At 72.9% G+C, this 25,282-nt stretch carries 16 protein-coding genes; 5 read left to right on the top strand and 11 right to left on the bottom strand.

Annotation, left to right across the window (positions count from 1 at the left end):
* Positions 1-11 precede the first annotated feature (11 nt).
* Entirely contained in the window at positions 12-770 is a 759-nt protein-coding gene (locus AB0D29_RS25295; protein ID WP_362857277.1) for a hypothetical protein, read from the top strand.
* On the opposite strand, the gene AB0D29_RS25290 is transcribed toward AB0D29_RS25295, so the two are convergent.
* The 7 genes from AB0D29_RS25290 to AB0D29_RS25260 are packed head-to-tail and all read right to left on the bottom strand — an operon-like array spanning position 689 to position 10,280.
* On the bottom strand, positions 689-1,738 hold the full coding sequence (locus AB0D29_RS25290) for a glycosyltransferase (protein WP_362857275.1): 1,050 nt from the start codon (positions 1,736-1,738) through the stop codon (positions 689-691). The two genes, AB0D29_RS25295 and AB0D29_RS25290, sit on opposite strands and share 82 nt — an antisense overlap.
* Complete coding sequence (locus AB0D29_RS25285; protein WP_362857273.1) at positions 1,735-5,040, bottom strand: DUF4082 domain-containing protein; 3,306 nt, start codon at positions 5,038-5,040, stop codon at positions 1,735-1,737. The genes AB0D29_RS25290 and AB0D29_RS25285 overlap by 4 nt, the downstream gene beginning before the upstream one ends.
* A gap of 34 nt (positions 5,041-5,074) precedes the next feature.
* On the bottom strand, positions 5,075-6,190 hold the full coding sequence (locus AB0D29_RS25280) for a DegT/DnrJ/EryC1/StrS family aminotransferase (RefSeq protein WP_362857271.1): 1,116 nt from the start codon (positions 6,188-6,190) through the stop codon (positions 5,075-5,077).
* Complete coding sequence (locus AB0D29_RS25275) at positions 6,187-6,954, bottom strand: NeuD/PglB/VioB family sugar acetyltransferase (protein WP_351287029.1); 768 nt, start codon at positions 6,952-6,954, stop codon at positions 6,187-6,189. Before AB0D29_RS25275 ends, AB0D29_RS25280 begins: the two co-directional genes overlap by 4 nt.
* Positions 6,951-8,108 (bottom strand): DegT/DnrJ/EryC1/StrS family aminotransferase, encoded by a 1,158-nt coding sequence (locus tag AB0D29_RS25270; protein ID WP_362857270.1) that lies wholly within the window; start codon positions 8,106-8,108, stop codon positions 6,951-6,953. Before AB0D29_RS25270 ends, AB0D29_RS25275 begins: the two co-directional genes overlap by 4 nt.
* Positions 8,105-9,133 carry an NAD-dependent epimerase/dehydratase family protein gene (locus tag AB0D29_RS25265; RefSeq protein WP_362857268.1) on the bottom strand — a complete coding sequence of 343 codons (1,029 nt, stop codon included), beginning with the start codon at positions 9,131-9,133 and terminating at the stop codon, positions 8,105-8,107. Before AB0D29_RS25265 ends, AB0D29_RS25270 begins: the two co-directional genes overlap by 4 nt.
* A 55-nt stretch (positions 9,134-9,188) precedes the next feature.
* Positions 9,189-10,280 carry a Gfo/Idh/MocA family oxidoreductase gene (locus AB0D29_RS25260; protein ID WP_362857267.1) on the bottom strand — a complete coding sequence of 364 codons (1,092 nt, stop codon included), beginning with the start codon at positions 10,278-10,280 and terminating at the stop codon, positions 9,189-9,191.
* Positions 10,281-10,605: 325 nt separating this feature from the next.
* On the opposite strand from AB0D29_RS25260, the gene AB0D29_RS25255 reads away from it, so the two are divergent.
* The 3 genes from AB0D29_RS25255 to AB0D29_RS25245 all read left to right on the top strand — a co-directional run bounded on the left by AB0D29_RS25255 (position 10,606) and on the right by AB0D29_RS25245 (position 13,979).
* Positions 10,606-11,484, top strand: coding sequence for a glycosyltransferase (locus AB0D29_RS25255; protein ID WP_362857265.1), 879 nt, complete (start codon positions 10,606-10,608; stop codon positions 11,482-11,484).
* 118 nt (positions 11,485-11,602) lie between these two features.
* Positions 11,603-12,949 carry an MFS transporter gene (locus AB0D29_RS25250; protein WP_362857263.1) on the top strand — a complete coding sequence of 449 codons (1,347 nt, stop codon included), beginning with the start codon at positions 11,603-11,605 and terminating at the stop codon, positions 12,947-12,949.
* Between the two features lie 10 nt (positions 12,950-12,959).
* Positions 12,960-13,979: a TolB-like translocation protein gene (locus AB0D29_RS25245; RefSeq protein WP_362857261.1), complete on the top strand. Its 1,020-nt coding sequence runs from the start codon at positions 12,960-12,962 to the stop codon at positions 13,977-13,979.
* A 32-nt stretch (positions 13,980-14,011) separates the two neighbouring features.
* On the opposite strand, the gene AB0D29_RS25240 is transcribed toward AB0D29_RS25245, so the two are convergent.
* The 4 genes from AB0D29_RS25240 to AB0D29_RS25225 are packed head-to-tail and all read right to left on the bottom strand — an operon-like array spanning position 14,012 to position 24,144.
* A complete protein-coding gene (locus tag AB0D29_RS25240; RefSeq protein ID WP_362857260.1) occupies positions 14,012-14,857 on the bottom strand; it encodes an alpha/beta fold hydrolase in 846 nt (281 codons plus the stop codon).
* A gap of 14 nt (positions 14,858-14,871) precedes the next feature.
* Entirely contained in the window at positions 14,872-16,035 is a 1,164-nt protein-coding gene (locus AB0D29_RS25235; RefSeq protein ID WP_362857258.1) for an acyl-CoA dehydrogenase family protein, read from the bottom strand.
* Position 16,036: 1 nt separating this feature from the next.
* Positions 16,037-22,363 (bottom strand): type I polyketide synthase, encoded by a 6,327-nt coding sequence (locus AB0D29_RS25230; RefSeq protein ID WP_362857257.1) that lies wholly within the window; start codon positions 22,361-22,363, stop codon positions 16,037-16,039.
* Between the two features lie 32 nt (positions 22,364-22,395).
* Positions 22,396-24,144: a fatty acyl-AMP ligase gene (locus AB0D29_RS25225; protein ID WP_362857255.1), complete on the bottom strand. Its 1,749-nt coding sequence runs from the start codon at positions 24,142-24,144 to the stop codon at positions 22,396-22,398.
* Between the two features lie 604 nt (positions 24,145-24,748).
* Here AB0D29_RS25225 and AB0D29_RS25220 point away from each other — a divergent pair.
* Positions 24,749-25,009: a hypothetical protein gene (locus AB0D29_RS25220; RefSeq protein ID WP_362857253.1), complete on the top strand. Its 261-nt coding sequence runs from the start codon at positions 24,749-24,751 to the stop codon at positions 25,007-25,009.
* Positions 25,010-25,282: the final 273 nt, after the last annotated feature.

Raw genomic sequence — 25,282 nt, 5'->3', positions numbered from 1 at the left:
AAGGGATCCCCGTGTCGCCTGGTGAGTTGGTCCGTGCGCTGCGCCGGCGCTGGTACGTCCTGGTCGTTGCGGTGCTGCTGGCGGCCGCGGGAGCGATGGCGGTGCTGCGGCCCGAACCGGTCTACCTGAGCTCCGCGATCGTGGTGCTCAAACCGCCGGTGACCAGCACCCAGCCGAACCAGCTCGCGAACCTCCAACCGCCGCTCGCCGCCGTTTCGTACGGGGTGGTGCAGCAGCTCGGCTCGCCCGCCGGCGCGGCCGAGCTCACGGCCGCGGGGGTCACCGGCACCTACCGGATGACACCGCGCAACAGCGGCACCAGCGTCACCCCGCGGCACCTGATCCCCTCGCTCCAGATCCAGGTGGAGCACTCCGACCCGGCGGCGGCCGACGCCTCCGTACGCAAGATCATCGAGGTCTACACCCGGCACCTGAACGATCTCCAGACGCAGCAGGGCATCCCGGCCGGGGCCCGGATGAGCGTGGACCTCCTGGTGCAGCCGAACGCGGTCGCGCGGACCGGCGACCGGGTGCGCGCCCTGGCCGGCGTGGCCCTGCTGGCCGCGGTCGCCGGCGTGGCGGCGACCCTGTGGACCGACCAGCTCCTGACGCGCCGGAACCGGCGTCGGCGCGAGCGCGCCGACGCCGGTCCGCAGGACCCGCCGGGAGAACCGGTGGAGACGGGGCATCAGATCCCTCGGCGCTTCCAGGACCGCCACCACAGCCACTCGCGCCCCCTGTCGGCCACGGCCGACAGCACCAGAGGCTGAAGGTAGGGCATGACGCGCGCCCCGATGCGCCGACGCCTGCGCAGCGCCCGGTACTCGGCCAGCGAGGTGTAGCGGCCGGGCAGGCACTCGGCCGCGAACTCCACCAGCTCGTCCACCGGTACCACCGCCGTGCGCCCCCGGTCGTACGCCCGGTAGGCGCGCCGCAGCGCGTACCGGGCGAGCCGGGTGCGCGCCGCCAGTGCCAGCCGGTCGGCGCCCGGCAGCAGGTCGGCGCACTTGTCGAGCACCGAGTCGAAGGCGACCAGGCGCTGGCGCAGGTCGTCGAGCTGTCCGCCGAAGTCCGTGGTGGACATGTTGTTGCCGTGGACCCGGTAGAAGGCCTGGTCGGCCCCCTGGACGTAGCCCACGTCGGCGTGCGCCGCGAGCCGCATCCACATCTCGATGTCACCGGCGTGCGGCAGCTCGGGATCGTAGCCGCCGACCTTGCGCTGGAGACTGGTGCGGACGACCACCTCGGGCGAGGTGATGCAGCCCGTGCCCTCCCGGAACCGTCGGTCCAGCCACCACCGGCCGGGGTAGACGACGGAGCCCGTGCTGTGGGTGCGGGCCGCGGGCAGCGGGCCGCCGTGCAGGAAGCGCAGCGGCCGGCCGTAGGCGAAACCGGCCTCCGGATGCGCGTCGAGCAGGGCGGCGGCGCGCACCAGGGCCCCGGGGACCAGCCGGTCGTCGGCCGACAGCAGGGCCACGTAGTCCCCGTCGGCCCACTCCAGCAGGCCCTCGTTGTAGGTGGCGATGTGGCCCCGGTTCTGCTCGTGGACCCGGACCTCGATCCGCGGGTCGGCGGCCGCGAGGGCGCGCGCGACGTCCGCGGAGTCGTCGGGGGACGCGTCGTCGATGATCAGCACCCGGACGTCGACGCCCTCCTGCTCGTCCAGGACGCTCTTGACGCAGTCGGCCAGGAAGTGGCCGTACTTGTAGCAGGGGATGACCACGCTGACCGTGCTCACTGGCCGGCCACCTCCGTGGACCCGTCCGACTGGAGTCCGTTCGGCAGGGTGGTGGTGAAGACCGGACCGACCCAGTAGTTCACCGAGCCGAAGGTGTTGGTGGGGAAGGTGGTGCTCGCGCCGTACTTGTAGAGGCCGTTGGCGCCGCCCGTTCCGTCGGCCGGTGCGACCAGCGGGTAGGAGCGGTGCGCACCGGCGAAGTAGCCGCCGTCCACCGAGTAGTTGCCGTTCGGCGCGTGGTAGGAGGCCACGTACGAGGTGCCGGCGGTGACCGGCACCGGGGTGGCGAACTTGAGCTGCTGCCAGCCGGTCAGGGTCTCGCTGCCGAAGGTTCCGGTGGCGAGCAGGGTGCCGTCGGCGGCCCAGAGACTGCCGGTGTGGCTGCCGGTGTTGCCGGGGCCCTTGTAGAAGGTGACACCGGTGACGTAGCCGTTCACCGCGGACTGGAAACGGGTGCCCAGCTCCACGGAGTTGGCGTCGTCCACCACGTTGGTGGTGCTCGGCGTGGCGGTGTTCGGCCACAGGCCGCACGGGCAGTTGACGGTGGGCGGGTTGGGACTGGTGGTGAAGTTCCACGTGACCGGTGCGGCCATCGTGTTGCCCCACAGGTCGCTCGCCTGGACCGACAGGGTGTACGTCGAGTTCAGGGCGAGTTCGCTGGACGGCGTGAAGGTCGCGCTGTTGGCCGCGCCCATCACCTTCGTACCCGGGATGTTGGCACCCCCGGAGTCCTTCAGGGTGAACACCAGGGTCTCGGAGTCGACGGCCGTGGAGAAGGTGGCCGTCGCCGAGGCCGTGATCTGGGTGCCGGTCGCCGCGGACTGCGGCGAGGTGGAGGTGACGGTGGGCGGTGTGGTGCTCGCGGCCGAGGTGTCCAGGACCGCGTCGACCCAGTAGTTGCTGCCGCTCGCCGCCGTGTTCGGGAAGCCGCCCGTCCCGCTGTAGCGGTAGACGCCGTTGCCGCCGTCGGTACCGCTCTTGAGCGCGGTCAGCGGGGCGAGCCCCGCGGAAGCGGAGGCGAAGGTGTTGTCGAAGGAGTACCCGCCGTGCGGGGCGAAGTACGAGGCGACGTACGTGGTGTTCGCCTTGACCGGCACCGGGGTGGCGAAGTTCAGCTGCTGCCAGCCGGAGGCCGTCTCGTTGGTGAACGTGCCCGTGGCCAGGCGCTGACCGGTGGAGCTCCACAGGCTGCCGGTGTGCGTGCCCGTGTTGGCCGGGGACTTGTAGAAGCGGACTCCCGTGATCGAACCGGCCGCCGTGGTGCGGATCTTCACGCCGAGTTCCACCGCGCTGCCGTCACCCGCGTTGACGGTCCCCGGGACCGCGGCTGCGGGCCACACGGTGCAGGGGCACTGCTGGGGGCCGACGGTCAGCGGCACCGTGGTGACGGCCCCGATGTTGACGCTGTCGTCCACCGCGCGGACCTTGATCTGCACGGAGCCGGGTGCGGTCGGCGTCCAGGTGTAGCTCCAGGAGCCGACGCCGGTGGTCGCCTTCCAGGTGGTCCCGCCGTCCGTGGAGACCTCCACGCGGGCCACCACGCCGCCACCGCTGTCGGCCGCCGTGCCGGTGACGGTGACGGGCCGCAGGGCCGGCACGGTGGCGCCGGACGCGGGGCTCGTCACGGTGACGGCCGGCCCGGTGGCGTCGGTGGACGCGGTGGCCGGGACCAGGTTGCCCTGCAGGCTCTTGGGCTGCACCCCCATGTCCGCGAACACGTTGACGGTGGCCTGCTGCATCCGCTTGTCCTCGGTGACCACCGTGTCGTCCGGGTTGCCCGTCGGCATGTTGGTCAGGCCCCACGACCACTGCACCGTGCCCGTGCCGAAGACCAGCGCGTGCGAGGTCTGGTCGCGGAAGGCGACCAGGCTGTGCGTCGCGGTGCCGTTTCCGTAGGTGTTGCCGTAGTCCAGCCGGTACTTGCCGTCCTCGATGTCCACGGTGGTGGAGGACATCTTGATCTGTCCCGGCGGCCGCGCCGCGTCCTCGATGTCGGAGTCCCACTCGTAGCCGAGCGTTCCGGTCGGGAAGGTCGCGGTCTGCGAGGGGGTCAGGTTCGCGACGGTCGTGTTGCGCCACAGCCGCATCTTGGCGTACGCGCCCGGCACGGTGATCGCGTCCGCCCGGTAGCCGTTGACCGTGAACAGCGTTCCGGTCAGCTGGTTCTGGGGCTGGTACGGACGCCCGTTGGTGGCGCTGGCCGGATCCATGAAGGTGCCCGTCCAGGTGCCGCTCGGGTCGGGAACGCCGTTGGGCACCGGGAAGGAGAGCTTGGTCTCCTTGTAGCAGACCAGTGTCCGGTTGGCGGTGTTGGCACCGTCGATGCTCGGCGCCAGCCGGGTCTTCCAGAAGATCTCGTTCCCGGCGAAGTACGTCTGGTGCTGCCCGGCGCGCCGGGCGTTCAGGGCGTTGGTGAACTGCTCCTGCGTCCAGTACTCGTCGTGCCCGGAGGACATGAACACCTTGTGGTTCTGCATCAGGGAGGCGCCGCGCACCGACATGTCGATCCCGGACATGTAGCTGAGGTCGTAGCCGTTGCGCTCCAGCCACGAGATCATCTGGTACTCGGAGCCGTAGATCCCGTTCTCCCCGCCGATGTCCATCGGCCGGTTGTAACTGACCTCGTAGGCACGCCCGTCCGGGGCGGGACCGCCGCCGTCGTAGAGGTCCTGGCCGCCGTAGTTGTTGTACGCCTGCCAGGTCTGGTCACTGGTCTGCACCAGGATGTCGGAGTGGCTGGAGTCGTTGCGCACGACGAACGGGTACGGCATCAGGCCGTTGCCGTCCGCCTGGTCGAAGTTGGCGATGTACAGGCCGGAGACGGCGTTGGACGGCACGCTCCACGTCGCCGTCACGGGCCAGTTGCCGCAGTCGACCAGACCGGTCGACGCCTTGGTCGTGCAGGACTTCGGGTTCCCGCCCTGGGAGAAGTTGGCCGGGTAGGTCTGGGCGGCCTGGGCCTCCGTCGACAGCAGCCGGGCGCCGTCGCCCGCGTAGTAGCCCAGCCGGTAGACCGAGACGCGGTACGGGGAGGGGGACTGGACCTTGAACTGCACGGTGTCGCCGGCCTGGACGCTCATCTGGGCGCTGAAGCCCTTGATGTCGCCCCAGGCGCTGGGTGCGAACCACTCCGACATCGGTGTGCCCGGCTTGGAGTTCTCGCAGACGACGGCGTTCGACGTCGGACCGCAGGGGTCGGCGGCACCGGCCACCGAGGCCGGTGAGAGAACCGTGGCCACCAGGGCGGCGACCACGGTGAAAAGACCGTACCGGAACCGGAGCAGCCTTCTCCGCTTGTTCATCTGTACCTCATTTGTTTGCGTGAACCGGGAGGCGTCAGCGCAGGGCGGCGCTGAGTGCGTCCACGACCCGCTGCTGCTGGGCGGCGGTGATCTGCGGGAAGAGGGGCAGGGAGAGCATCCGGTCCGCGGCCTCCTCGGCGTGCGGGAAGGCGCCGCGGCCGTGCCCGAGGTGGGCGAAGGCCGGGGTCAGGTGGACCGGGGCCGGATAGTGCACGCCCGCGCCGATGCCCTCCGCGTTGAGCTTGCCGACGACGGCGTCGCGGTCCGCTCCGGCGACCCGTACGACGTACAGGTGCCACACGTGGACGTTGCCCTCCGCCGTGACCGGCAGGGTGATCCGGCCGGCCGCCGCGAGCTCGCCGAGGAGGCCGTCGTAGCGGGCTGCCGCGGCCCGGCGGGCCGCGTTCCCCTCCGCCAGCCGGGCCAGCTTCGCCCGCAGCACCACGGCCTGCAGGCCGTCCAGCCGGCTGTTGAACCCGGCCACGTCGTGCCGGTACTTGGCGACGCCGCCGTGGTTGGCCAGGGCCCGGACCAGGTCGGCGCTCTCCTCGTCGTCGGTCACCACCGCGCCCGCGTCGCCGTACGCGCCCAGGTTCTTGCCCGGGTAGAAGCTGGTCGCGGCGATCCCGCCGCTGCCGGGGGAGCGGCCGTCGCGGGTCGCGCCCTGGCTCTGTGCGGCGTCCTCGACGATCCGCACGTGGGCGGGCAGCCGCGAGGTTAGCTCCGCGGTCGCGGCGCACTGCCCGTACAGGTGGACCGGGACCACCGCCCGGGTGGCCTTCCCGACCGCGTCCAGCGCGGCCTCCGGGTCCATCAGCAGCGTGTCGGGGAGGCAGTCGACCAGCACCGGCCGGGCGCCGATCCGGGCGACGGCGCCCGCGGTCGCGATGAAGGTGTTGGCGGGCAGCACCACCTCGTCGCCCACCCCCACCCCACTGGCCCGCAGCGCCAGTTCGAGGGCGTCGGTGCCGTTGGCCACGCCCACGCAGTGCCCCACGCCGGCGAACTCGGCGTACTCGCGCTCGAACGCGCGGACCTCCTCACCGCCGATGAAGGCGGTGTTCGCGAGGACACGGTCGAACCCGGCCTGTAATTCCCCGGCCACCTCGGCGTGCGCCGCCTTCAGGTCCACGAGCGGTATCTGGTTCATGCGACTGGGCTCTCCATCCGTGTCCCCGGCCGGCGGCCGGTCATCTCCCCATCGGTCCGCAGCTCGTCGAGCGCCGGAGCGTCCGCGGCGCGCAGCCGGCGGGCCGGGCTCCCGGCCCACACCTCACCGGGCGGCACATCGGCCAGGACCGTGCTTCCCATACCGGTCAGCGACCAGGCGCCGACCGTCGTGTACTCGCGCACCAGCGAGCCCGCCCCCACATAGGCCCCCCGCCCCAGCCGCACCCCGCCGCCGAGGCGCACCCCCGAGGCGAGCGTGGCGAAGTCCCCGACCGCGTCGTCGTGGGTGAGGACCACCTGCGGCATCACCGCCACGTGCGACCCCACCCGGACGGCGGCCGTCAGCACGCAGTGCGCGAGCAGCACCGAGCCCGCGCCGAGCACCGAGGAACCCGACACCACCGCCGTGGGGTGGACCACCGTCGCGTAGCGGTTCACGGGCAGCCCCAGCCGCCGCACGAGGCGGGCCCGTACGGCGTAGTCGCGCGGGCTGCCCACGCAGACCACCACCCGGGCGGCCCACAGCTCGTGCACCCGGTCGCTGCCGCCCAGCACCGGCACCCCGTCCACGTCCCGGCCCTCCAGCGCCGGGTCGTCGTCGAGGTGCCCGGCGAGCCGCCACCGCGGCGGGAGGCCCCGCGCCACGTCGGCGGCGGCCACGTCCCGGACCGCCTGGGCGGTCTCCCGGGCGAACCCGCCCGCGCCGACGATCAGCAGGTCCTCGGTGTGCCGCGGCCCGTTCATCCGCCGGCCTGTTCCCGCAGCACCGTCACCACCCGGTCCTGCTCGGCGTCGGTCATGGTGTGGAACAGCGGCAGGATCAGCGAATCGCGGCTGATCCGCTCGGTCACCGGCAGCGGCGCCGCCCCGTGCCCGGCGTACGCCGGCTCCAGGTGCGAGGCCATGATCCCGCGCCGGGCCGAGATCCCCGCCTCGGAGAGCGCCGCGAGCAGCTCGTCCCGGCCGACCGGGAAGTCCTCGGCCGGCAGCACCCAGTACGACTGGAAGTTGCCCTGGCCGTGAGCGGGGTCCCGGACCGGGGTGAGCCCCGGCACGTCGCGCAGCAGCTCTTCGTACCGGGCCGCCAGCGCCCGGCGCCGGGCGACGATCTCGTCCAGCTTGCCGAGCTGCACCAGGCCGACCGCGGCCTGGATGTCGGTCATCCGGTAGTTGTAGCCGACCTCCAGGTAGCTCTCGACGATCGGCTTGCTGCTCGCGTGCCGCTGCGCCGCCGACACGTTCATCCCGTGCTCGCGCAACCGGCGCAGCCGCTCCGCCCACTGCGCGTCGTCCGTGGTCAGCATGCCGCCCTCGCCGGTGGTGATCACCTTGCGGGGGTGGAAGGACCAGGCGGCGAGCAGGGCGCCGTGGCCCACCGACTTGCCGCCGACCGTCGCGCCGATGCCGCAGGCGGCGTCCTCCACCAGGGCGACGTCCCAGTCGGCGCACGCCGCGCGCAGCGCGTGCACGTCCGCGGGCACCCCGCCCTGGTGGACGGCGAGCACCGCCTTCGTACGGGGTGTGCGGACCGCGTCCACGGTGGCCGGGGTGAGGTTGCCGGTGGCCTCCTCGACGTCCGCGAACACCGGCCGCGCGCCCACGTAGCGGACCGCGTTGGCCGTGGCGATGAAGGACAGCGAGGGGACGATCACCTCGTCGCCCGGGCCCAGGTCCAGCGCGACGAGGGCCAGGTGCAGGGCGGTGGTGCAGGAACTCACCGCGATGCCGTGCTCGGCGCCCACCCGCTCCGCGAAGGCCCGCTCGAACTCGGCGACCCGCGGGCCCTGGGCCACCCAGCCCGAGAGCACGGCGTCGGCCGCGGCCTTCGCCTCGGCCTCGCCCAGCCACGGCACCATCACCGGGATGCGGGCGGGCGGTACGGGATCCTGCGCGCTCATCGGCCGGCCTCCCCGGCCGCGCTGTCGGCCGCCGCTGCCGCCGATGCCGCGGCGGCGTCGGCGGCGCGCTCGGCCCGCCACCAGTCGACCAGGTCCCGCAGCCCGCTGCGCAGGTCGATCCCGGCGGTGAAGCCGAGCCGCTCCGCGGCCTGTGCGGTGTCCGCGAGCCGGCGGGTCACGCCGTTCACCGCGCGGGCCGGACCGTGCTCCGGCACCAGGCCGTCCGCGCCCATCGCCTCCAGCAGGCCGTTCGCCAGCTCCAGCAGGCTGGTCTCGGTCCCGCTCGCGATGTTGAACACCTCGTCGGTCAGGTTCGATTCGGCGGCCAGCAGGTTGGCGCGCGCGATGTCCCGCACGTCGACGAAGTCCATGGTCTGGAGGCCGTCGCCGAGGATCAGCGGCGGCTCGCCCGAGGCGATGCGCTCCATCCAGCGGATCAGCACCTCGGTGTAGAGCCCGTGGATGTCCATCCGCGGCCCGTACACGTTGAAGTAGCGCAGGGCGACGTAGTCCAGCCCGTACATGGAGTGGAAGCTGCGCAGCATCCCCTCGTTGAAGGCCTTCGCGGCGCCGTAGAAGGTGTCGTTGTTGTACGGGTGGTGGCGCTCGGTGGTCGGGAACTGCTCGGCCAGCCCGTACACCGAGGCCGAGGACGAGGCGATCACCTTGCCGACCCCGGCGCCGGCCGCCGCCTCCAGCACGTTGAACGTGCCGTCCACCATCACCTCGTTCGCCAGCCGCGGCTCCTCCGCGCACTGGGTGATCCGGATGGCCGCCAGGTGGAACACCAGCTCGGCGCCCTCCGTCACCTTGCGCACCGCGGCCAGGTCGCGGATGTCCCCCTCGACGACCTCCACCACGCCGCTCGGCAGGGCGCGGGCCAGGTTGGCCGTCCGCCCCCGCACGAAGTTGTCGAGCACCACGACCTCGCGTGCCCCGTTGTCCACCAGCAGGTCCACCAGGTGCGAGCCGATGGTGCCCGCTCCGCCGGTGACCAGAATCCTCTTGCCTCGTACGCTGCTCAACGCCCTGCCCCCACTGAGTCGTTCATCGTCTTTCGTGTCACTGGCCGGCGAACGGTCAGCGGCCGGTGCGCAGTCCGACGACCGCGCCCTTGAACTCCAGGCTCCGGGAGGCCGCTTCCAGGATGTCCAGCACCTTCAGGCCCGCCCGCCCGTCGGTCAGCGCGGGCCGCCCCGAGCCGATCGCCGCGGCGAACTCCTCGACCATGCTGCGCAGCGCCTCCTTCTCACCGATCGCGGGCGCCACCATGTCGCCGGTCCGGTAGGAGACGAGCATGTCGCGGCGCTCGTCCGCGCCGATCTCCTGCGGGGTGCTCAGCTCCACGCCGCGGTCGAACACGGCCACGCGCTGGGAGGGGTTGAGGTCGTCCCACACCAGGGTGCGCTTGGAGCCGCCGACCATGGTGGTGCGCACCTTCGTCGGGGACAGCCAGTTGACGTGCACGTGCGCGATGGCACCGGTGCTCAGCTGGAGCGTCAGATAGGCCACGCAGGACTGTCCGGCCCCGATCGGGTCGGCTCCGTGCGCGGCGACGGCGACGGGCCGGACGTGGTCCGGGAGGATGAAGTCGAGGACCGACAGGTCGTGCGGGGCCAGGTCCCACAGGACGTCGATGTCCTTCTGGACGAGCCCCAGGTTGATCCGTACCGAGTCGACGAAGTGGATCTCGCCGAGTTCGCCGGAGCGGACCATCTCCCGGATGCGGCCCACCGCCGGGGTGTAGCAGTACGTGTGGTCGCACATCAGCGTGAGACCGCGTTCCTCGGCCTCGTTGACGAGCCGCAGCCCGTCCTCGTACGTGGCCGCGAGGGGCTTCTCCACCAGGACGTGCTTGCCGGCGCGCAGGGCGGCCAGCGCGACGTCCAGGTGCGTTCCGGCCGGGGTGGCCACGGCCACCGCGTCGACCGCCGGATCGGCGAGGACCGCCGCGTAGTCCGAGGTCGCCTGGACGGTGGAGTAACCGCCGAGCACCTGCCGGGCCCGGTCGACGTTCAGATCACAGAGCCAGCGCAGCCGGAACTGCGGACTGGACTGGAAGTTGCGCACGAGATTGGGGCCCCAGTAGCCCGCACCGACCACGGCGACGCCTAACGGCTCCGCCTGACCGGCGGCCTTCGCGCCGGTGTCCTTCACAGTGTTGGGCTTCACAGCGTTCCCCTTCCTTCCGCGCACGCCGACGGCGTGCCGACAACTCGTGGCCGGGGCGCGTGGGATGGAGGGAAGAGCCGTCGAGGGCACGCCGGACGCCTGCGCGACCCGTGCATGACCTGCTCAACGGTGATGGCCCCCCACAACCGATGCTTTGCGTGTTCCGCGTACTACCCCCCGGCCGGCTGCATGTTCCCCCAGGCAGCCGAACCCGTACCTCTCGCCGAAACCGCTCGGCGCCGCTCAATCTAGTCCACCGGGCCTACCCCCGGGCAGAGTTGACGGAATCGCCTGGCTCGGGTGTTCGACCGTGCATACTGCCCGGGTGACCAGCATCGTGATACCGGCCCACAACGAGGGCCGGGTCATCGGCCGGCTCCTGGACGCGCTCCTGGCCGACGCCGACTCCGACACCCCCACCGACACCCACGGCCCCGACATCGTCGTGGTGTGCAACGGCTGTACGGACGACACCGCACGGGTGGCGGCCGCGCGCGGCCCCCGGGTACGCGTCGTGGAGATCCCGACTCCCTCCAAACACAAGGCACTCCGGGTCGGGGACGAGCACGCGCGGGGCTTCCCCCGCCTCTACGTGGACGCCGACGTCGTCGTCGGTGCCGCCGACGTACGGGCCCTGACCGGCGCGCTCGCCGGGAGCCCCGACCTGCTCGCCGCCGCCCCCGGCCGCGACATCCCGCTGGCCGGCTGCGCCTGGCCGGTCCGGGCGTACTACCGGGTGTGGCAGCGGCTCCCGGCCGTCCGCGAGGGCCTGTTCGGGCGGGGGGTCATCGCGGTGACCGAGCCGGGGCACGCGCGGATCGCCGCGCTGCCCCCGCTGATGGCCGACGACCTGGCCGCGTCCCTCGCCTTCGGGCCGGGGGAGCGGCGCGTGGTCGAGGCGGCCCGGGTCGTCGTGCACCCGCCGCGCACCTGGTCCGACCTGGTCCGGCGGCGGATCCGCGCGGCGACCTCCTCCGCCGAGTTCGAGCGCTTCCAGGCCTCGCAACGCGCCGGTGCGGCCGCGCCGTCCGCCCGTACGGGCACGTCCGACCTGCGCGCCCTCCTCCGGGCGCAGCCGCGGCTGCTCCCCGGGGTGCTGGTCTTCGTCGTGGCCGCGCTCGCCGCCCGCAGGGGGTCCCGCAAGGCCATCCGGAACCAGGACTTCTCCACCTGGCTGCGGGACGAGAGCAGCCGGCAGGGCTGACCGGGCCGATCGGGGCGTCCGGCCGAATCGGGCCGTACGCCCCACCGTTGGCCCGTACAACGATTAGGGTTTCGCACGTTCGAGTGACTCAGACCGTCGGCACCGGGAGCTCCAGAGCATGTACCTCGCGGACCGCTCCGCGCCCTCGCCCGCGGACACGCGGACCGCGCCGGACGGCAGACGCTTACGGGCCCCCGCGGTCGGTTCGGCGGTGCTGGCCCTCGGCACGGTCAGCCTGATCACCGACGTCTCCTCCGAGATGGTCACCGCCGTCCTGCCCCTGTACCTGATCGCCGGGCTGGGCCTGAGCCCGCTCGGTTTCGGCGCGCTCGACGGCCTCTACAACGGGGTCAGCGCCCTGGTGCAGCTGACCGGCGGCCACCTCGCCGACCGGGTCCGCAACCACAAGCTGATCGCCGGCATCGGCTACGGCCTCTCCGCCCTGTGCAAGCCGCTGTTGCTCCTCGCCCACAGCCTCGGCCCGATCAGCGTGATCCTCGCGCTGGAACGCACCGGCAAGGGCCTGCGCACCGCACCGCGCGACGCCATGATCTCCCTCTCCTCCCCGGCGGACGCGCAAGGCCGCGCCTTCGGCGTGCACCGGGCCATGGACACCACCGGGGCGCTGCTCGGCCCGCTCGCCGCGTTCCTCGTGCTGAGCGTCGCGGTCGACGGCTACGACGCGGTCTTCGGCGTCAGCGCGTGCGTGGCGGTGCTCGGTGTCGTGGTGCTCATGCTGTTCGTCCCGTCGGGCGCCGGCGAGGCCCCGCCGCCCCGGCCGGCGGGCGGCCGCGGCGCCGAGGCCCGCCCGGACCCCGTACGGCTGCGCGACGCGGCGGCCCTGCTGCGGCTGCCCCGGCTGCGCGCCCTGGCGCTCTGCGCGGTCCTGCTGGGCCTCACCACCGTCAGCGACGCCTTCGTCTACCTGCTGTTGCAGCGCCGCACCGGCATCGGCGACCAGTGGTTCCCGCTGCTGCCGCTGGGCACTGCCGCGGTGTTCCTGCTGCTGGCCGTCCCCGCCGGGAGCCTCGCGGACCGGATCGGCCGGCGCACGGTGTTCCTGACCGGGCACGGCCTCCTGCTGGCCGGGTACGGGCTGCTGCTGTGGGCCCCCGACTGGCCGCCGCTTCCCTACCTCGTCCTCGCGCTGCACGGCATGTTCTACGCCGCCACCGACGGGGTGCTGCCCGCCGCCGTGGCCGCCACCGTCCCCGGGCGGCTGCGCGCCACCGGCCTGGCCCTGGTCGGCACCGGCCAGGCGCTGGCCCGCTTCGGCTGCTCGCTGGCCTTCGGCGGGGCGTGGAGCCTGTGGGGCACCGGCCCGGCGCTCGCCGCCGCGGCGGCCGGGCTGCTGTGCTGCGCGGCCGTCGCCGGATACGTCCTGCGCCCCGAGGCCCCCGGCGGGGCCCCCGCCGACCCGTCTGCCGACGCGCCCGCCCTTCCCGATCCGACCCGAAGCCCGTGAGGCCCCCCGTATGACGCTGTCGTTGTCACGCCGCCTGCTCGTCCTCGCGGTGGCGGTGCTGTCGCTCGGAGGCCTCGCCGCCGTGCTGGTGATGCGCGCCGCCGACCGCGCCGGACGGCCGGGGACCGGCGGCCCGGAGATCGCCGCGGGCGGCGTCACGCTCAGCCGGCCGGGCGAACTGGTCTTCCTCAACAGCGGACAGGGCCCCCACCGCGGAGCCCTCGCCTCGGTCCCGGCCGGTGCGCCGCAGTCCGCGCGCACCGCCTCCGACCTCAACTGCCAGCGCTTCTACGCCGCCGCGGGCACCGGCGTGTGCCTGCGCTCCTCGCCCGGCGCGCTCGCCCAGGACAACAAGGCCCTGATCGTCGACGCGGACCTGCGCACGGTGCGCAGCCTGCCGCTCGCGGGCACCCCGAGCCGCGCCCGCGTCTCGCCCAGCGGCCGGTTCGCCGCCTGGACCGTCTTCGTCTCGGGCGAGTCCTACGGCTCCGCGTTCTTCTCCACCCGGACCGCGATCCTGGACACGCGGACCGGGAAGCTCGAATCCAGTCTGGAGGAGTTCGCCATCTCCATGGACGGCCGGGACTACCGCGCCCAGGACGTGAACTTCTGGGGCGTCACCTTCTCCAAGGACGACGACACCTTCTACGCCACCCTCGCCACCGCCGGCCAGACCCATCTGGTCAGGGGGTCGATCTCCCGGCGTACCGTCACCACCCTGGCGCAGAACGTCGAATGCCCGTCCCTGTCGCCGGACGAGACCCGCATCGCGTACAAGAAGCGGGTGCGGCCCGGAGCCACGCTGTGGCGCGAACACGTCATGGACCTGGGCACGCTCCGCGAGCACGCGCTCGCCGAGAAGCGCAGTGTGGACGACCAGGCCGCCTGGCTCGACGACCGGACCCTGGCCTACGCCCTGCCCACCGACGGGGCGGCCGACAGCACGGACCTGTGGACCGTGCCCGCCGACGGCACCGGCGCCCCCCGGCTGCTGACCTCCGGCGCCTCCTCCCCGTCCCGCCCGGGCTGACCGGCCCGCGCACGGGCCCTCACCCCGGGCGGTCAGGCCCGGTCCGCGAAGGCCTTCACCCGTTCGACGAGCGAGGCGTGGTCCCGGATCCACCCGTAGTGCCGGCTGCCCCGCACCCCTTCGCCGAGGACCAGCTCCCAGTGCGTCACCCGCGCGCTCGTGAGCTTGTCGCTGAGCCCCCGCACCCCTGCGGGCGGGGCCATCCCGTCGCCCTTGACGGTCACCGCGAGCACCGGCAGGTCCAGCTTGGCCAGCCAGGGCTCGAAGTCCACCGGGGAGGACGGCACGTCGTAGCGGCCCGTCCGGACCTGGGTGGCCATGTCCCGCAGGATCTGCGCGGAGTCGTTGCCCAGCACTCCGATGCGCCGGCCGGGGAAGTACCCGTACGCCGAGGAGAACGCGGCCGCGAGCTGGAACCCCGCGAGCATCCCCAGGCTCCGCGGGAACGGCCAGCCGCGGTAGTGGCAGGACGGGGCGCCCACCAGGACCGCGCCCGCGGCCATGTGCGGCTCCTGGCTCAGGTAGAGCGTGCCGAGCTGCCCCCCGAGGCTGTGCCCCAGGAGGTGGCGCGGGGCTCCGGGGAAGGCGGCCGCGACCGTGCGGAACAGCGCGGGGAAGTCGTACGCCACGATCTCGTGATAGCCGTAGCGCACCCCGCGCCCCGCCCGTACCGAGCTCGTCCCCTGGCCCCGCAGCTCACCGACGGCCACCTGGAAGCCCGCCCCGGCGAGAGCCTCCGCCAACGGGGTGTAGGCGGCGGCCCTGGTGCCCATGGCGGGCATGCACACCAGGACGGGGGCCGCCGGATCGTCGGTGCTGCGGTACAGCCGGACGTCGGCCGTGGCGCCGTCGTCGGCGCGCACGGTCTCCGTGGTCATCTCTGTCGACGGAATTACAGGCCTCCCTCGCTCGTGGCCATCCTGCGCATCTCCCGGAACACGTTCAACAGCTGGATCTCGCTGGATCCTTCGAAGATCGTGAGGGCGCGCGCGTCGCGCCAGCGCTTCTCCACCCCGTAGTCGGCGGCGATGCCGCGCCAGCCGTACAGCTGGAGGATCTCGTTCGACGCGCGCACGGCCAGTTCCGTCGCGGCGTACTTCGCCATGGAGCTCTCCTTGCCGAACGGCAGCCCCTGATCGGCGAGGTCCGTGGCCTCCTCCAGGAGCTTCCGCGCCGCGCACAGCTCCACGTACAGCCGCCCCAGGGTCAGCTGTACGTGGCTCAGGGTGTCCATGCGGTCGTCCGGGTACACCCGGCGCTCGCCCACCCACGTCAGCGCGTCCTTGAGCATGGCGGCCACGAGCCCGGTGCCGCACGCGGCCCCGCCGATGCGGATGGTCGCCAGGAGCTCGTTCAGCAGGAACTCGCCGTCACCGGCCCGTCCGATCAGGCTGACCGGCTCCAGGACCACGTCCCGGAAGGTGACCGAGGGCGTGGGAAGGCAGCGGAAGGCCGCCTTCTCGATGTCCTCGCTCACGGTCACACCAGGAGCATCGCGCGGGACGGCGAAGAACGACAGACCGCGTTTGCGGTTGTCCATCACCGTGTTGGCCAGGACGAGGAACACGTCGGCGACGGTCCCGTTGCCGGACATGCACTTGCCGCCGTTGAGCAGCCAGCCCGCATCGGTCCGCACGGCGCGGGTGGTGGCCGCCAGCAGGTTCGAGCCGTTCTCGGGCTCGGTGAGCCCGAGCGCCGCGTACCCGTTGTCCTTCAGGAGCCGGGTGACGAAGAGCTCCTTCTGCTCCGGGGTGCCGGCGGCGACCACGGGGTGCAGGGCGCCGCGGTTGAACACCAGCGTCCAGGTCATCCCGGGGCAGACCGCCGACAGTTCGGCGATGCCCTCGGCGAACTCGGTGTACGAGAGCCCGGCGCCGCCCAGTTCCTCGGGGAAGGCCGCGTTGAGGATCCCCTGCGCCGCCGCCCGTTCGTGGATCGGGACGGGGTACGTCCGCGCCTCGTCGTAGTGGCGTACGTGCGGTGCCATCACCTCATCGGCAAACGTGCGGAATATCTGCTTCCACTCTGATCGACTGCGCGATTCTTCCACGACCATCCTAAGAAACGGTGATGACGAACTTGCCGATGTTGTCCCGGTTGCGGAGCCGGGTGATCGCCTGCGGGGCGTCCTCCAGAGCGAAGACCCCACCCACGGCGGGACGGAACACGCCCGCGTCGATCAGCTCGACGAGGCGGTCCATCAGGGGCCGGAGCCTGGACGGATCACGCGCCAGCGCCCCGACGTTCACCGTGCAGAAGGAGCGGCTGCTCATGAACAGGTCCCGGCCGTTCACGGCCAGGTCGAGCACCCCCGCCGCCCCGATCTCGATGAAGCGGCCCCCCGACCGCAGCAGGGCGAGGCCCTTGCCCACGGCGTCCCCGGAGAGGGAGTCGACGATCAGGTCGAGCCCCTGGTCGGGCGTGATCTCCCGGACCGCGTCGGCGAAGTCCGCCTCCGCGTAGTTGATCGGGTGCTGGACGCCCAGCGCCCGCAGGTGCTCCAGCTTGGCCTCCGTGCTCGCCGTACCGAACACGGTCGCGCCGTGGTGCAGCGCCAGCTGCACGCACGCCGTGCCCGTCGCCCCGGCCGCGGCCTGGACGAGCACCCGGTCGCCCGGGTCCACGCGGGCCTCGCGCTCCAGACAGGCGATGGCGGTGAGACCGCTGATCAGCATGGCCACCGCGTCGGTGGAGGAGACACCGGCGGGCAGCGGAGCCACCGTGTACGCCTCCGTCGTCACGCGGGCCGCGTAACCCCCCTGCGGGGTGAGCGCGATGACCGCGTCGCCGGGCCGGACGTGCTCGACCGCGTCACCCACCGCGTGCACCACACCGGCCACCTCGTGCCCGGGGACGAACGGCGGGCTGGAGAGGAACGGGTGGAAACCGGTGGAGGCCAGGACGTCGATGAAGTTGACGCCGACCGCGTGCACGTCGATGACGACCTCACCCGGCGCGGGCTTGCGCACGGGCACGTCCTGGAGCCGCATGTCGAGCCCGGACGGGGTCGCGACCACGGTGTACCCGCGGACGGTGCTGTGGCGCTCCGCCTCGTCCAGCGTGATCTCCTGCGCGCTCGGCGCCGACGCCCCGGAACCCGCCTCCTCCCGGGAGTCCTCCTGGGGATCCGCCGTCCCGAGCAGGCCTTCCAGATGGAGCCCGACGGCGTCCACCGTCCGGTGGTTGAACATGAACGTCGCCGGCAGTTCGAGCCCGAAGTGGGCCCCGATCCTGCGGGTGATGGAGACGGCGAGCAGCGAGTCGACCCCCAGCCGGTCGAAGCGGACCGAGGTGTCGATCTCGCCCGGCGAGCGGCGCAGCGCACGGGCCAGCTCCGCCCGGACGAAGTCGGCCGCGGAGCCCGCAGCGCCCTCCGGCCGTGCCGTGGCGCGGGCCCGCGGCGTCCCGGCGCCGCCGGAGCCGCGGTTGAAGCGGGCCACCAGCCCGTCCGCGACCTCGTCGCGCACGTCCAGGACCGCCAGTTGCGGGTGGGAGCCGGCCAGGGCGAGCAGGAACGCACGTGCCCCCTCGTCCGGGGACATCGGGTGCAGGCCCGATTCGAGCAGCTGACGCTGGTACTTGGGGTCCGCGACCATCCCCAGCTCCGCCCACGGGCCCCAGTTGAGCGTACGCACCGGTGTGCGCCGGCTGCGCCCGGTGCCGGTCAGCGCGTCGAGGGTGGCGTTGCCCGCCGCGTAGGCGCCCTGGCCCGGCGTCACGAACAGGCTGGCCATGGAGGAGAACAGGACGATGAAGTCCAGGTCCTCCGAGGCCACCGCGTCGATGAGGATCCGGGCGCCGAGCTCCTTCGGCCGCATGATTGCGTGCATCCGCTCGGGCGGCGTGGACTCGATCAGCGCGTCGTCCAGGATCCCCGCGGTGTGGATCACTCCGTGCAGGGCGCCGAACTGACGCAGCGTCCGGTCCAGGGCGCCCCGTACGGCGGCCGCGTCGGTCACGTCGGCCTGCAGGTAGAGCAGCCGTCCGCCGGCGGCGTCCACCGCCTCCTCCAGCCGCGGGTCGACCTCCTCCCGGCGGCCGGTGAGCACCACCCGGGCCCCCGCCTCGCGGGCGAGGGTGACCGCGAGCGTCGAACCCAGACCGCCCTGACCGCCCGTGATCCAGTACACGCCACCGGGCCTGAGGTCCGCCGGTACGGAGCCGGGCTCCACCGGGGTCAGGGACGGCAGCGTGCGCTCCCCGTGCCGGTACCGGACGAGGAACGCGTCCGCCGGTACGGCGAGTTCCGCCGCGATGTCACGGGCGAGTTCACGCGTCGCCAGCTCGTCGGCCTCGATCCGGACGGCCCGACCCGACCAGGTCACGCTCTCCTGTTCGAGGGCGCGCAGCAGCGGCGGCAGCGCCACGTCGCTGCTCACCAGCGCGAGCACGCGGCGGGGCGCCGGCCCGGTCCGCGCGGCGCAGCGCAGCAGCGCGAGGAAGGCCTCGCGCTCCGGCTCGACGACGAGCAGGCGCGCGGCGGCCGGCTGCGCCTCCAGGAACGCCACGCCGTCCTCGCCCTCGGGCAGCGGCAGGACGGTGCAGTCGGCGCCGCCCCCGCGCAGCTCCTCCACCAGCGGCGCGCACCGCTGCGCGTCCCCGGTCAGCAGGACGACCTGGCGGGGGCGGGCGGCCGGCTCGGCGGGCCGGGCCCGCGGCCGCTCGTCCACGGCGAAGAACCGCAGGGAGTGCCGGGTGCGGATCCGCTTCAGCGACACCCCCGTGAACTGCGCGAGGACCCGGCCCTCGGGGCCGAGGACCGCGACGTCGCAGTCGAAGGTGTCCGCGTCCTCGTCCTCGTCGAGTTCGCCCCGCAGCCGTACGTGGGCCAGGGCCGGACCGGACCACGGCGCGAAGACGTCGACGCGGCGGTAGCCGAACCCGACGAAGGTCCCCTTGGCGCCGGCGTCGAAGGAGAGCCCGGCGATCGACTGCATCGCCCCGTCCGCGACGTCCGCGGGAAGCGGGCGGCCCAGGGTCCGCGACGAGGGCGGTGCCAGCTCGGTGAGCAGCTCCTTCTCGCCCAGCCACATCCCGGTCACCATCCGCATGCTGTCCCCGTACGACAGACCGGAGGCCGCGAGGTGTTCGTACAGGGCCTGCGGCTCGACCGGCCGGGGGCAGCGCCGCCGGACCGCGGACAGATCGACCGCGGGCGGCACGGGTCCGGCGGCCGACCACGCGGCGGTGACGTGCTCCTCCCACGCCGAGCCCGGCTCGTCCGCCGCGCGGCTCTCCACGGACAGGTACGGCTCGTTCCCCGCGCGCATCCGCCGGGAGACCCGTACGTGCCGGGACTCGCCCTCGGCGACCGCCAGTGAGTTGGTCACCAGGACGTCGTCGAGCCCGTACCCGCCCGCCCGGCCGGAGCCCAGCTCCTTCAGGGCGGCGTCGAGCATCCACGCGGCGGGCGCGATCGCCCGCTCCTGCACGCGGTGGTCGCGGATCACCGGCAGCGAACCGGTGACCAGCGTCCCGTCCGCCTGCGGGCCGGGCGGCTCGATCCAGTGCTCCTGGCGCTGCCAGGGGTACGCGGGCAACCGCGTGCCGGGCCGGGGCGCGCCGCCGTGGAAGGCCCGCCAGTCGATCTCGCACCCGGCCTCGAACAGCGCGGCGACCGACTCGTAGGGGGCCCGGTCGTCCATGCGCCGCATCGCCGGCACGGCGGCCACGGGACGGTCCTCGTCCTCCAGGCACTCGGTCACCGAGACCGACAGCAGGGGGTGCGGGCTCAGTTCCAGGAACACCCGGTGGCCGGCCACCCCGGCGCCGCGGACGGCGTCGGCGAACAGCACCGGCTCGCGCAGATTGCGCCACCAGTACTCGGCGGTGAGCCCGTCCGTGTCGAAGCGCTCCCCGGTGAGGGAGGAGTGGAAGGCGATGCCCGCGGGGCGCGGCGACAGCCCGGAGAGCTCCGAGAGGAGGTCCTCCCGCAGGTCCTCCAGCAGGGCGCAGTGCGAGGCCACGTCCACCTTGACCCGGCGGCAGAAGACGCCCTTGGCGTCCATGGCATCGACGAACGCGTCGACGGCCGCGGTCTCCCCGGAGACGATCGTGGTGGCCGGACCGTTGTGCGCGGCGAGCGAGAGGCGCTCCCCGTACGGCTCCAGGGCCTTGCGCACGTCCGATACGGGCAGCGAGACCAGGGCCATGGCGCCCTGCCCCCGGTGGCGCATCATCAGGGCGCTGCGGCGGCAGATGATCCGCGCCGCGTCCTCCAGGCGCAGCGCCCCCGAGACGTGGGCCGCCGCGACCTCGCCCATGCTGTGGCCGATGACCGCGGCGGGCTGCACGCCCCAGGACCGGAAGACGGCCGCCAGACCCACCTGCATCGCGAAGACCGCCGGCTGGACGACGTCGATCCGCTCCAGCAGCGGGGCGGCGTCCTCCTGGGTCAGGACCTCGCGCAGCGACCACGTGACATGGGGTGCGAACGCCTGCTCGCAGCGCGAGACGGCCAGGTCGAAGGCGGGCTCGGCGGCGAGCAGCGCCCGGCCCATCCCGAGCCACTGGGCGCCCTGCCCCGGGAACACGAAGACGACGCCCGCGTCGTCCGGCACGTGGCGCGCGGCCGTGAACTCCTCCCGCAACCGGGCGAGGAGCTCGTCCTTGTCCGCGAAGGCGAACGCGGCGCGGACATCGCGCCCCCGCGGCCCGCCGCGGCCCCGCAGCAGCGTCGCCGCGGCCGTCTCCCGGCTCAGTTCGGCAGCGCTCAGCCCGCCGGCCCACTCCGCGAGGTCCGCGGCCTGCGCGCGCAGGGCCGCCTCGGTGCCCGCGGACAGCGCCAGCAGCCCGACGGGGTGCTCCGCGACGGCCACCGGCTCCGCCTCCGGGGCCGGGCCGAGGACCGCGTGCGCGTTGGTGCCGCCGAAGCCGAAGGAGCTCACCCCGACCACGCCGACCTCGTCGGGGGACTCCCAGCGCCGCAGCGAGGACTGCACGCGCAGCCCGAGCCCGTCGAAGTCGATGTCCGGGTTCGGCTCTTCGCAGTGCAGGGAGGCCGGCAGGGCCTTGTGCTCGAAGCTCAGGGCGAGCTTGATCAGGCCGGCGATGCCCGCCGCCGCCTCCAGGTGCCCGACGTTCGTCTTCACCGAACCGATCGCGCACGGCCGGTCCGCCGCGCGGCCCCGGCCCAGTACGCTCCCGAGCGCGGCGGCCTCGATCTGGTCGCCGATGGCCGTCCCCGTACCGTGGGCCTCGACGTAGCCGACCTCCGACGGTGCGACGCCCGCCTGGGCGAGCGCGAGGCGTACGACGTCCTCCTGCGCCTGACGGCTCGGCGCCAGCAGCCCGTTGGTCCGCCCGTCGGAGGTCACCGCCGACCCGCGGATCACCGCCGAGACGCGGTCGCCGTCGCGCAGCGCCTCGCTCAGCGGCTTCAGTACGACGACGCCCGCGCCCTCGCTGCGCACGTAGCCGTCGGCCTGCGCGGAGAAGGCCTTGCAGCGCCCGTCGGGCGCCATGACGCCCGAGGCGTCGAAGGCCTCGGTGATCGCCGGGCTCAGGATCACGTTGACCCCGCCGACGATGGCCGTGCCGCACTCACCGCGCCGGATCGCGTCGCAGGCGAGGTGGACGGCGACGAGGGACGAGGAGCAGGCCGTGTCGACCGTCAGGCTCGGTCCGCGCAGGTCCAGTACGTAGGAGAGCCGGTTGGCGGCGACGCTGGAGGCGCCGCCCAGCAGGGAGTAGGCGTCCGCCGACGGCGCGTTCGACAGCGCGTCGCGGTAGTCCGAGCTGGAGATGCCGACGAAGACGCCCGTGGGTGAACCGGCCAGGCCGTACGGGTCGATTCCCGCGTCCTCCACGGCCTCCCAGGCGACCTCCAGCACGAGCCGCTGCTGCGGGTCGATCTTGGCGGCCTCGTGTTCGCCGATGCCGAAGAAGTCGAGGTCCAGGCCGCCGACGCGGTCGAGGAAGCCGCCGAGGCCGGCGCGGTCCGTGCCGCTGTTCCCGCGGCCCCAGCGGGAGAACCGCTCGTCGGGGATCCGCCCGATGGCGTCCACGCCCTGTTCGAGGAGGTCCCAGAAGGCCTCCGGGCCGTCGGCCCCGGGGAACCTGCACCCCATGCCGATGATCGCGATCGGTTCGCCGGGCCGCGGTCCGGCGGCCGCGCGGCGCGGTGCGCTGCGGGCGGCCCGGTCGGGCCGCGTGCCCTGGAGGTGGTCCAGGATCTCCCTGAGCGTGGGATGTTCGTACGCGACCGTCGGCGAGACCTTCCGGCCGAGGCGGGCGCCGATCTCACCGGCGAGCGCGACCGCGTCGATCGAGGACAGGCCGTACGCGGCCAGCGGTTCGTGGGCCGAGATGTCGTCGCCCGAACCCATGTGGGCCAGCTCGGCGATGCGCCGGCGCAGCCAGGTTTCCAGCTCCGTGTCCGTCATGTGCTTCCCCCTGTGTTCTGCTGTCGTGCAAGTCAGCGCTTCGCGTTCCACGGATCGAGGCCGGCCAGGTACTCCTTCCGGGTTTCGCCGCGCTGCAACTTCCCGCTCGACGTCTTGGGAAGGGTTCCGGCGGGCAGGAGGACGACGTCGCGCGCGGTCAGCCGGTGCTCCTGCATCACGGCGCGCCGCACCGCGTTCGCCACGCCCTCGGGCTCCGCCGCGTCCGCGGCGCCGGCGGCCTCCCGGCGGAGCTCGGCCGCGACCACCACCGCCTCTTCGCCGTCGCGCTCCACGCCGAAGGCCGCCACGCATCCGGGGCGGATCGCGGGGTGCGCGCTCTCGGCGGTCCGCTCGATGTCGTGGGGGTAGTGGTTGCGCCCGCCCACGATGATGACGTCCTTGATGCGGCCGCAGACGAAGAGGCCGTCCTCCGTCTGGAAGCCCAGGTCCCCCGTGCGCATGTACGGGCCTTCGCCGCTGTCGCCCAGCGTGGCCTCGAAGGCCTCGCGGCTGAGGTCGGGGCGCTGCCAGTAGCCGACGGCGACGCTCTCGCCCGCGACCCAGATCTCACCGACCTGTCCCGGAAGGCAGCGGATGTGCTTCTCCGGGTCGACGACGGCCACGTCCAGGGTCCGGCTGACGCCGCAGCTGACGAGCACGCGCGCGTTCGGGTCGTCCTCCGGGACGAGCTCCGCGAAACCGCGCTCCAGCTCGTTCTCGTCGAAGGAGCGGAACGTCCACGGCCGCGCGAGCGGCGCACCGCTCACCAGCAGCGTGCTCTCGGCGAGCCCGTACACCGGAATGATGGTTTCCGGACGGAAGCCCGTGGAGGCGAAGGCCTCGGCGAACCGGATCATCGACTCCGCGCGAACCGGCTCGGCGCCGTTCGTCGCGACGGTCCAGGAGGAGAGGTCCAGCGACGCGCGGTCCTCATCGGTCACTTTTCGCGTACACAGGTCGAACGCGAAATTGGGGGCCGCCGAAAGCGTCCCCCGGTACGTCGATATCGCGCGCAGCCAGCGCACCGGGCTCTGCAGGAACGCCACGGTGGGCATCAGAACGGAATGGATCCCCAGCATCGCCGGCAGGATGATCATGGAGATGAGTCCCATGTCGTGATAGGGCGGCAGCCAGCCGACCACGACCGTGGACGCGTCCATCCCGAGCGACGTGCGGATGAGGTCGATGTTGTGGGCCAGGTTGCGGTGGGTGACCATCACCCCCTTCGGCTGCCCGGTGGAACCCGAGGTGTACTGCAGGAATGCGAGGGAATCCGGATCCGGGGCCGCGGCGGACCATTCCGCTCCGTTTTCCTCGGGAATCGTGTCGACCGCCAGCCACGCCGTTCCCCGGATTTCCGGAATGGTGCGGGCCGTCGTCTCGATGACCGCCTGGATGTCCGCGGTGGTCAGCACGGCGGCGGGCTGGGCGTCCTCGGCGATGCCGGCCAGCCGAAGCAGTCCACGGGCGCGCTGCGCGGGGTGCGGGAGGTAGGCGGGCACCGCGACCACGCCCGCGTACAGGCATCCGAAGAAGGCGACGACGAAGTCCTGGCCGGGAGTGAACAGCAGGAGCGCCCGGGAGCCCGGCTCCACCTGTGCGCGCAGGTCCGCGGCGACGGCGCGCGCCCGGGCGTCGAGCGTCGCGAAGGTGAGGGAGGGTTCCGCCTCCTCGCCGTCGGGAAGGAAGGTGAACAGGGCGTCCTGCGGAATGCGGGCGGCGTGGGCGTGCAGGGCGTCGACGACGGTGGCGTAGGGGATTTCGTCCGGGGCAGCGGGCAACGGCGATAATGATTCGTCAAGCATTCTCAGCCTCAATCAGTGCCGGAAGTCGATGCTCGCACCGGGTGCGGGCCGGCGGGCAAATGGCGAAAGCGACACGCGACTCCACGAGTGCGGTCGGCGCGAAATGCCCGTTCCTCGGTCCGCCCGGGCGGAGTGCAGCGGAGAAAATGTCAAGCCGGATATGGGGTACTGGGCAGTACTGGTCCAAACCTTAGGTCGGCCCGCGCTACCCGGTCAACTCGCATTGAATGGCCGGATGATGTCTGCTCATCGATAGTGGAACATTGTTTTCGGCCATCCTTGAAAGGCCTCGAAGGATCGGTTCCGCACGCTGTCGTGGCTCCGAGCGGGGAGGACGGCATCAATGCCCGGTGACCGTGGATGACACTTGCTGAGCGAAAATGACCGCTTGTGGGGAAGGTATCTCGCCAGTCTGGCGCGATATCTTCACAAAGAGTGGCCTCCGGGGGGTTCGAGGGGCCGCGCGTGGGCAGGCGCGGGGCATGACCTTGGAGCATCCGGCGAAGCAGGGCGGGAAGGGGGCTCAGCCGCTTCGCGAAGCTCGCGTCGAACTTCACCAGCTCCCCCTCTTCTCCTTCCTGTGCGTCCTGCTGTGGCCGCCTTCGTCGCGGTCCACCTGGCGGGCCTGGACTCGAGCTGGCAGCACCTGGTGGGCGACGCGATGGGCGCCGTCGCCCTGCTGCTCCTGGCCCTGCTCAAGAACTCCGAGCGCCGGGCCGAAGCCGCGATCCAGCACAAACTCGACGCCATCGCCGCCGCCCTCCTGGAGCAGCAGGAGGGCGAATGGGGCCAGGCGCACAGGGACTTGCGGGAGGCGATCGGCATCGAAGACCGCCGCTAGCCTCCGGCGGTTCGGCAGGGGTGGGTTTGGCTGCGCCGCGGGTTGCCTCCGGCGGTTCGGCAGGGGTGGGGCCGGTTGGGACGGGGCCGAGCGGCAGGGGGCTGGTTGTGTCGGGGCCGGGCGCCGGTTGGCTGCGCCGCTCGGGCGGGATATACCGGGGGGCCGGTTGTGCCGGGGTCGGGCGCGCGCCGGGGTGTCTCCTCGGACGTCGAACGTGTCGGGAGGTCGGAGAGCTCGGCGGCAGTGCGTTCGACGCCCTGCGGGGATCACCCC

This window comes from Streptomyces sp. NPDC048424 (assembly GCF_040651555.1).
Classification (GTDB): Bacteria; Actinomycetota; Actinomycetes; order Streptomycetales; family Streptomycetaceae; genus Streptomyces.
This window is presented reverse-complemented; position numbering and strand designations above follow the sequence as displayed.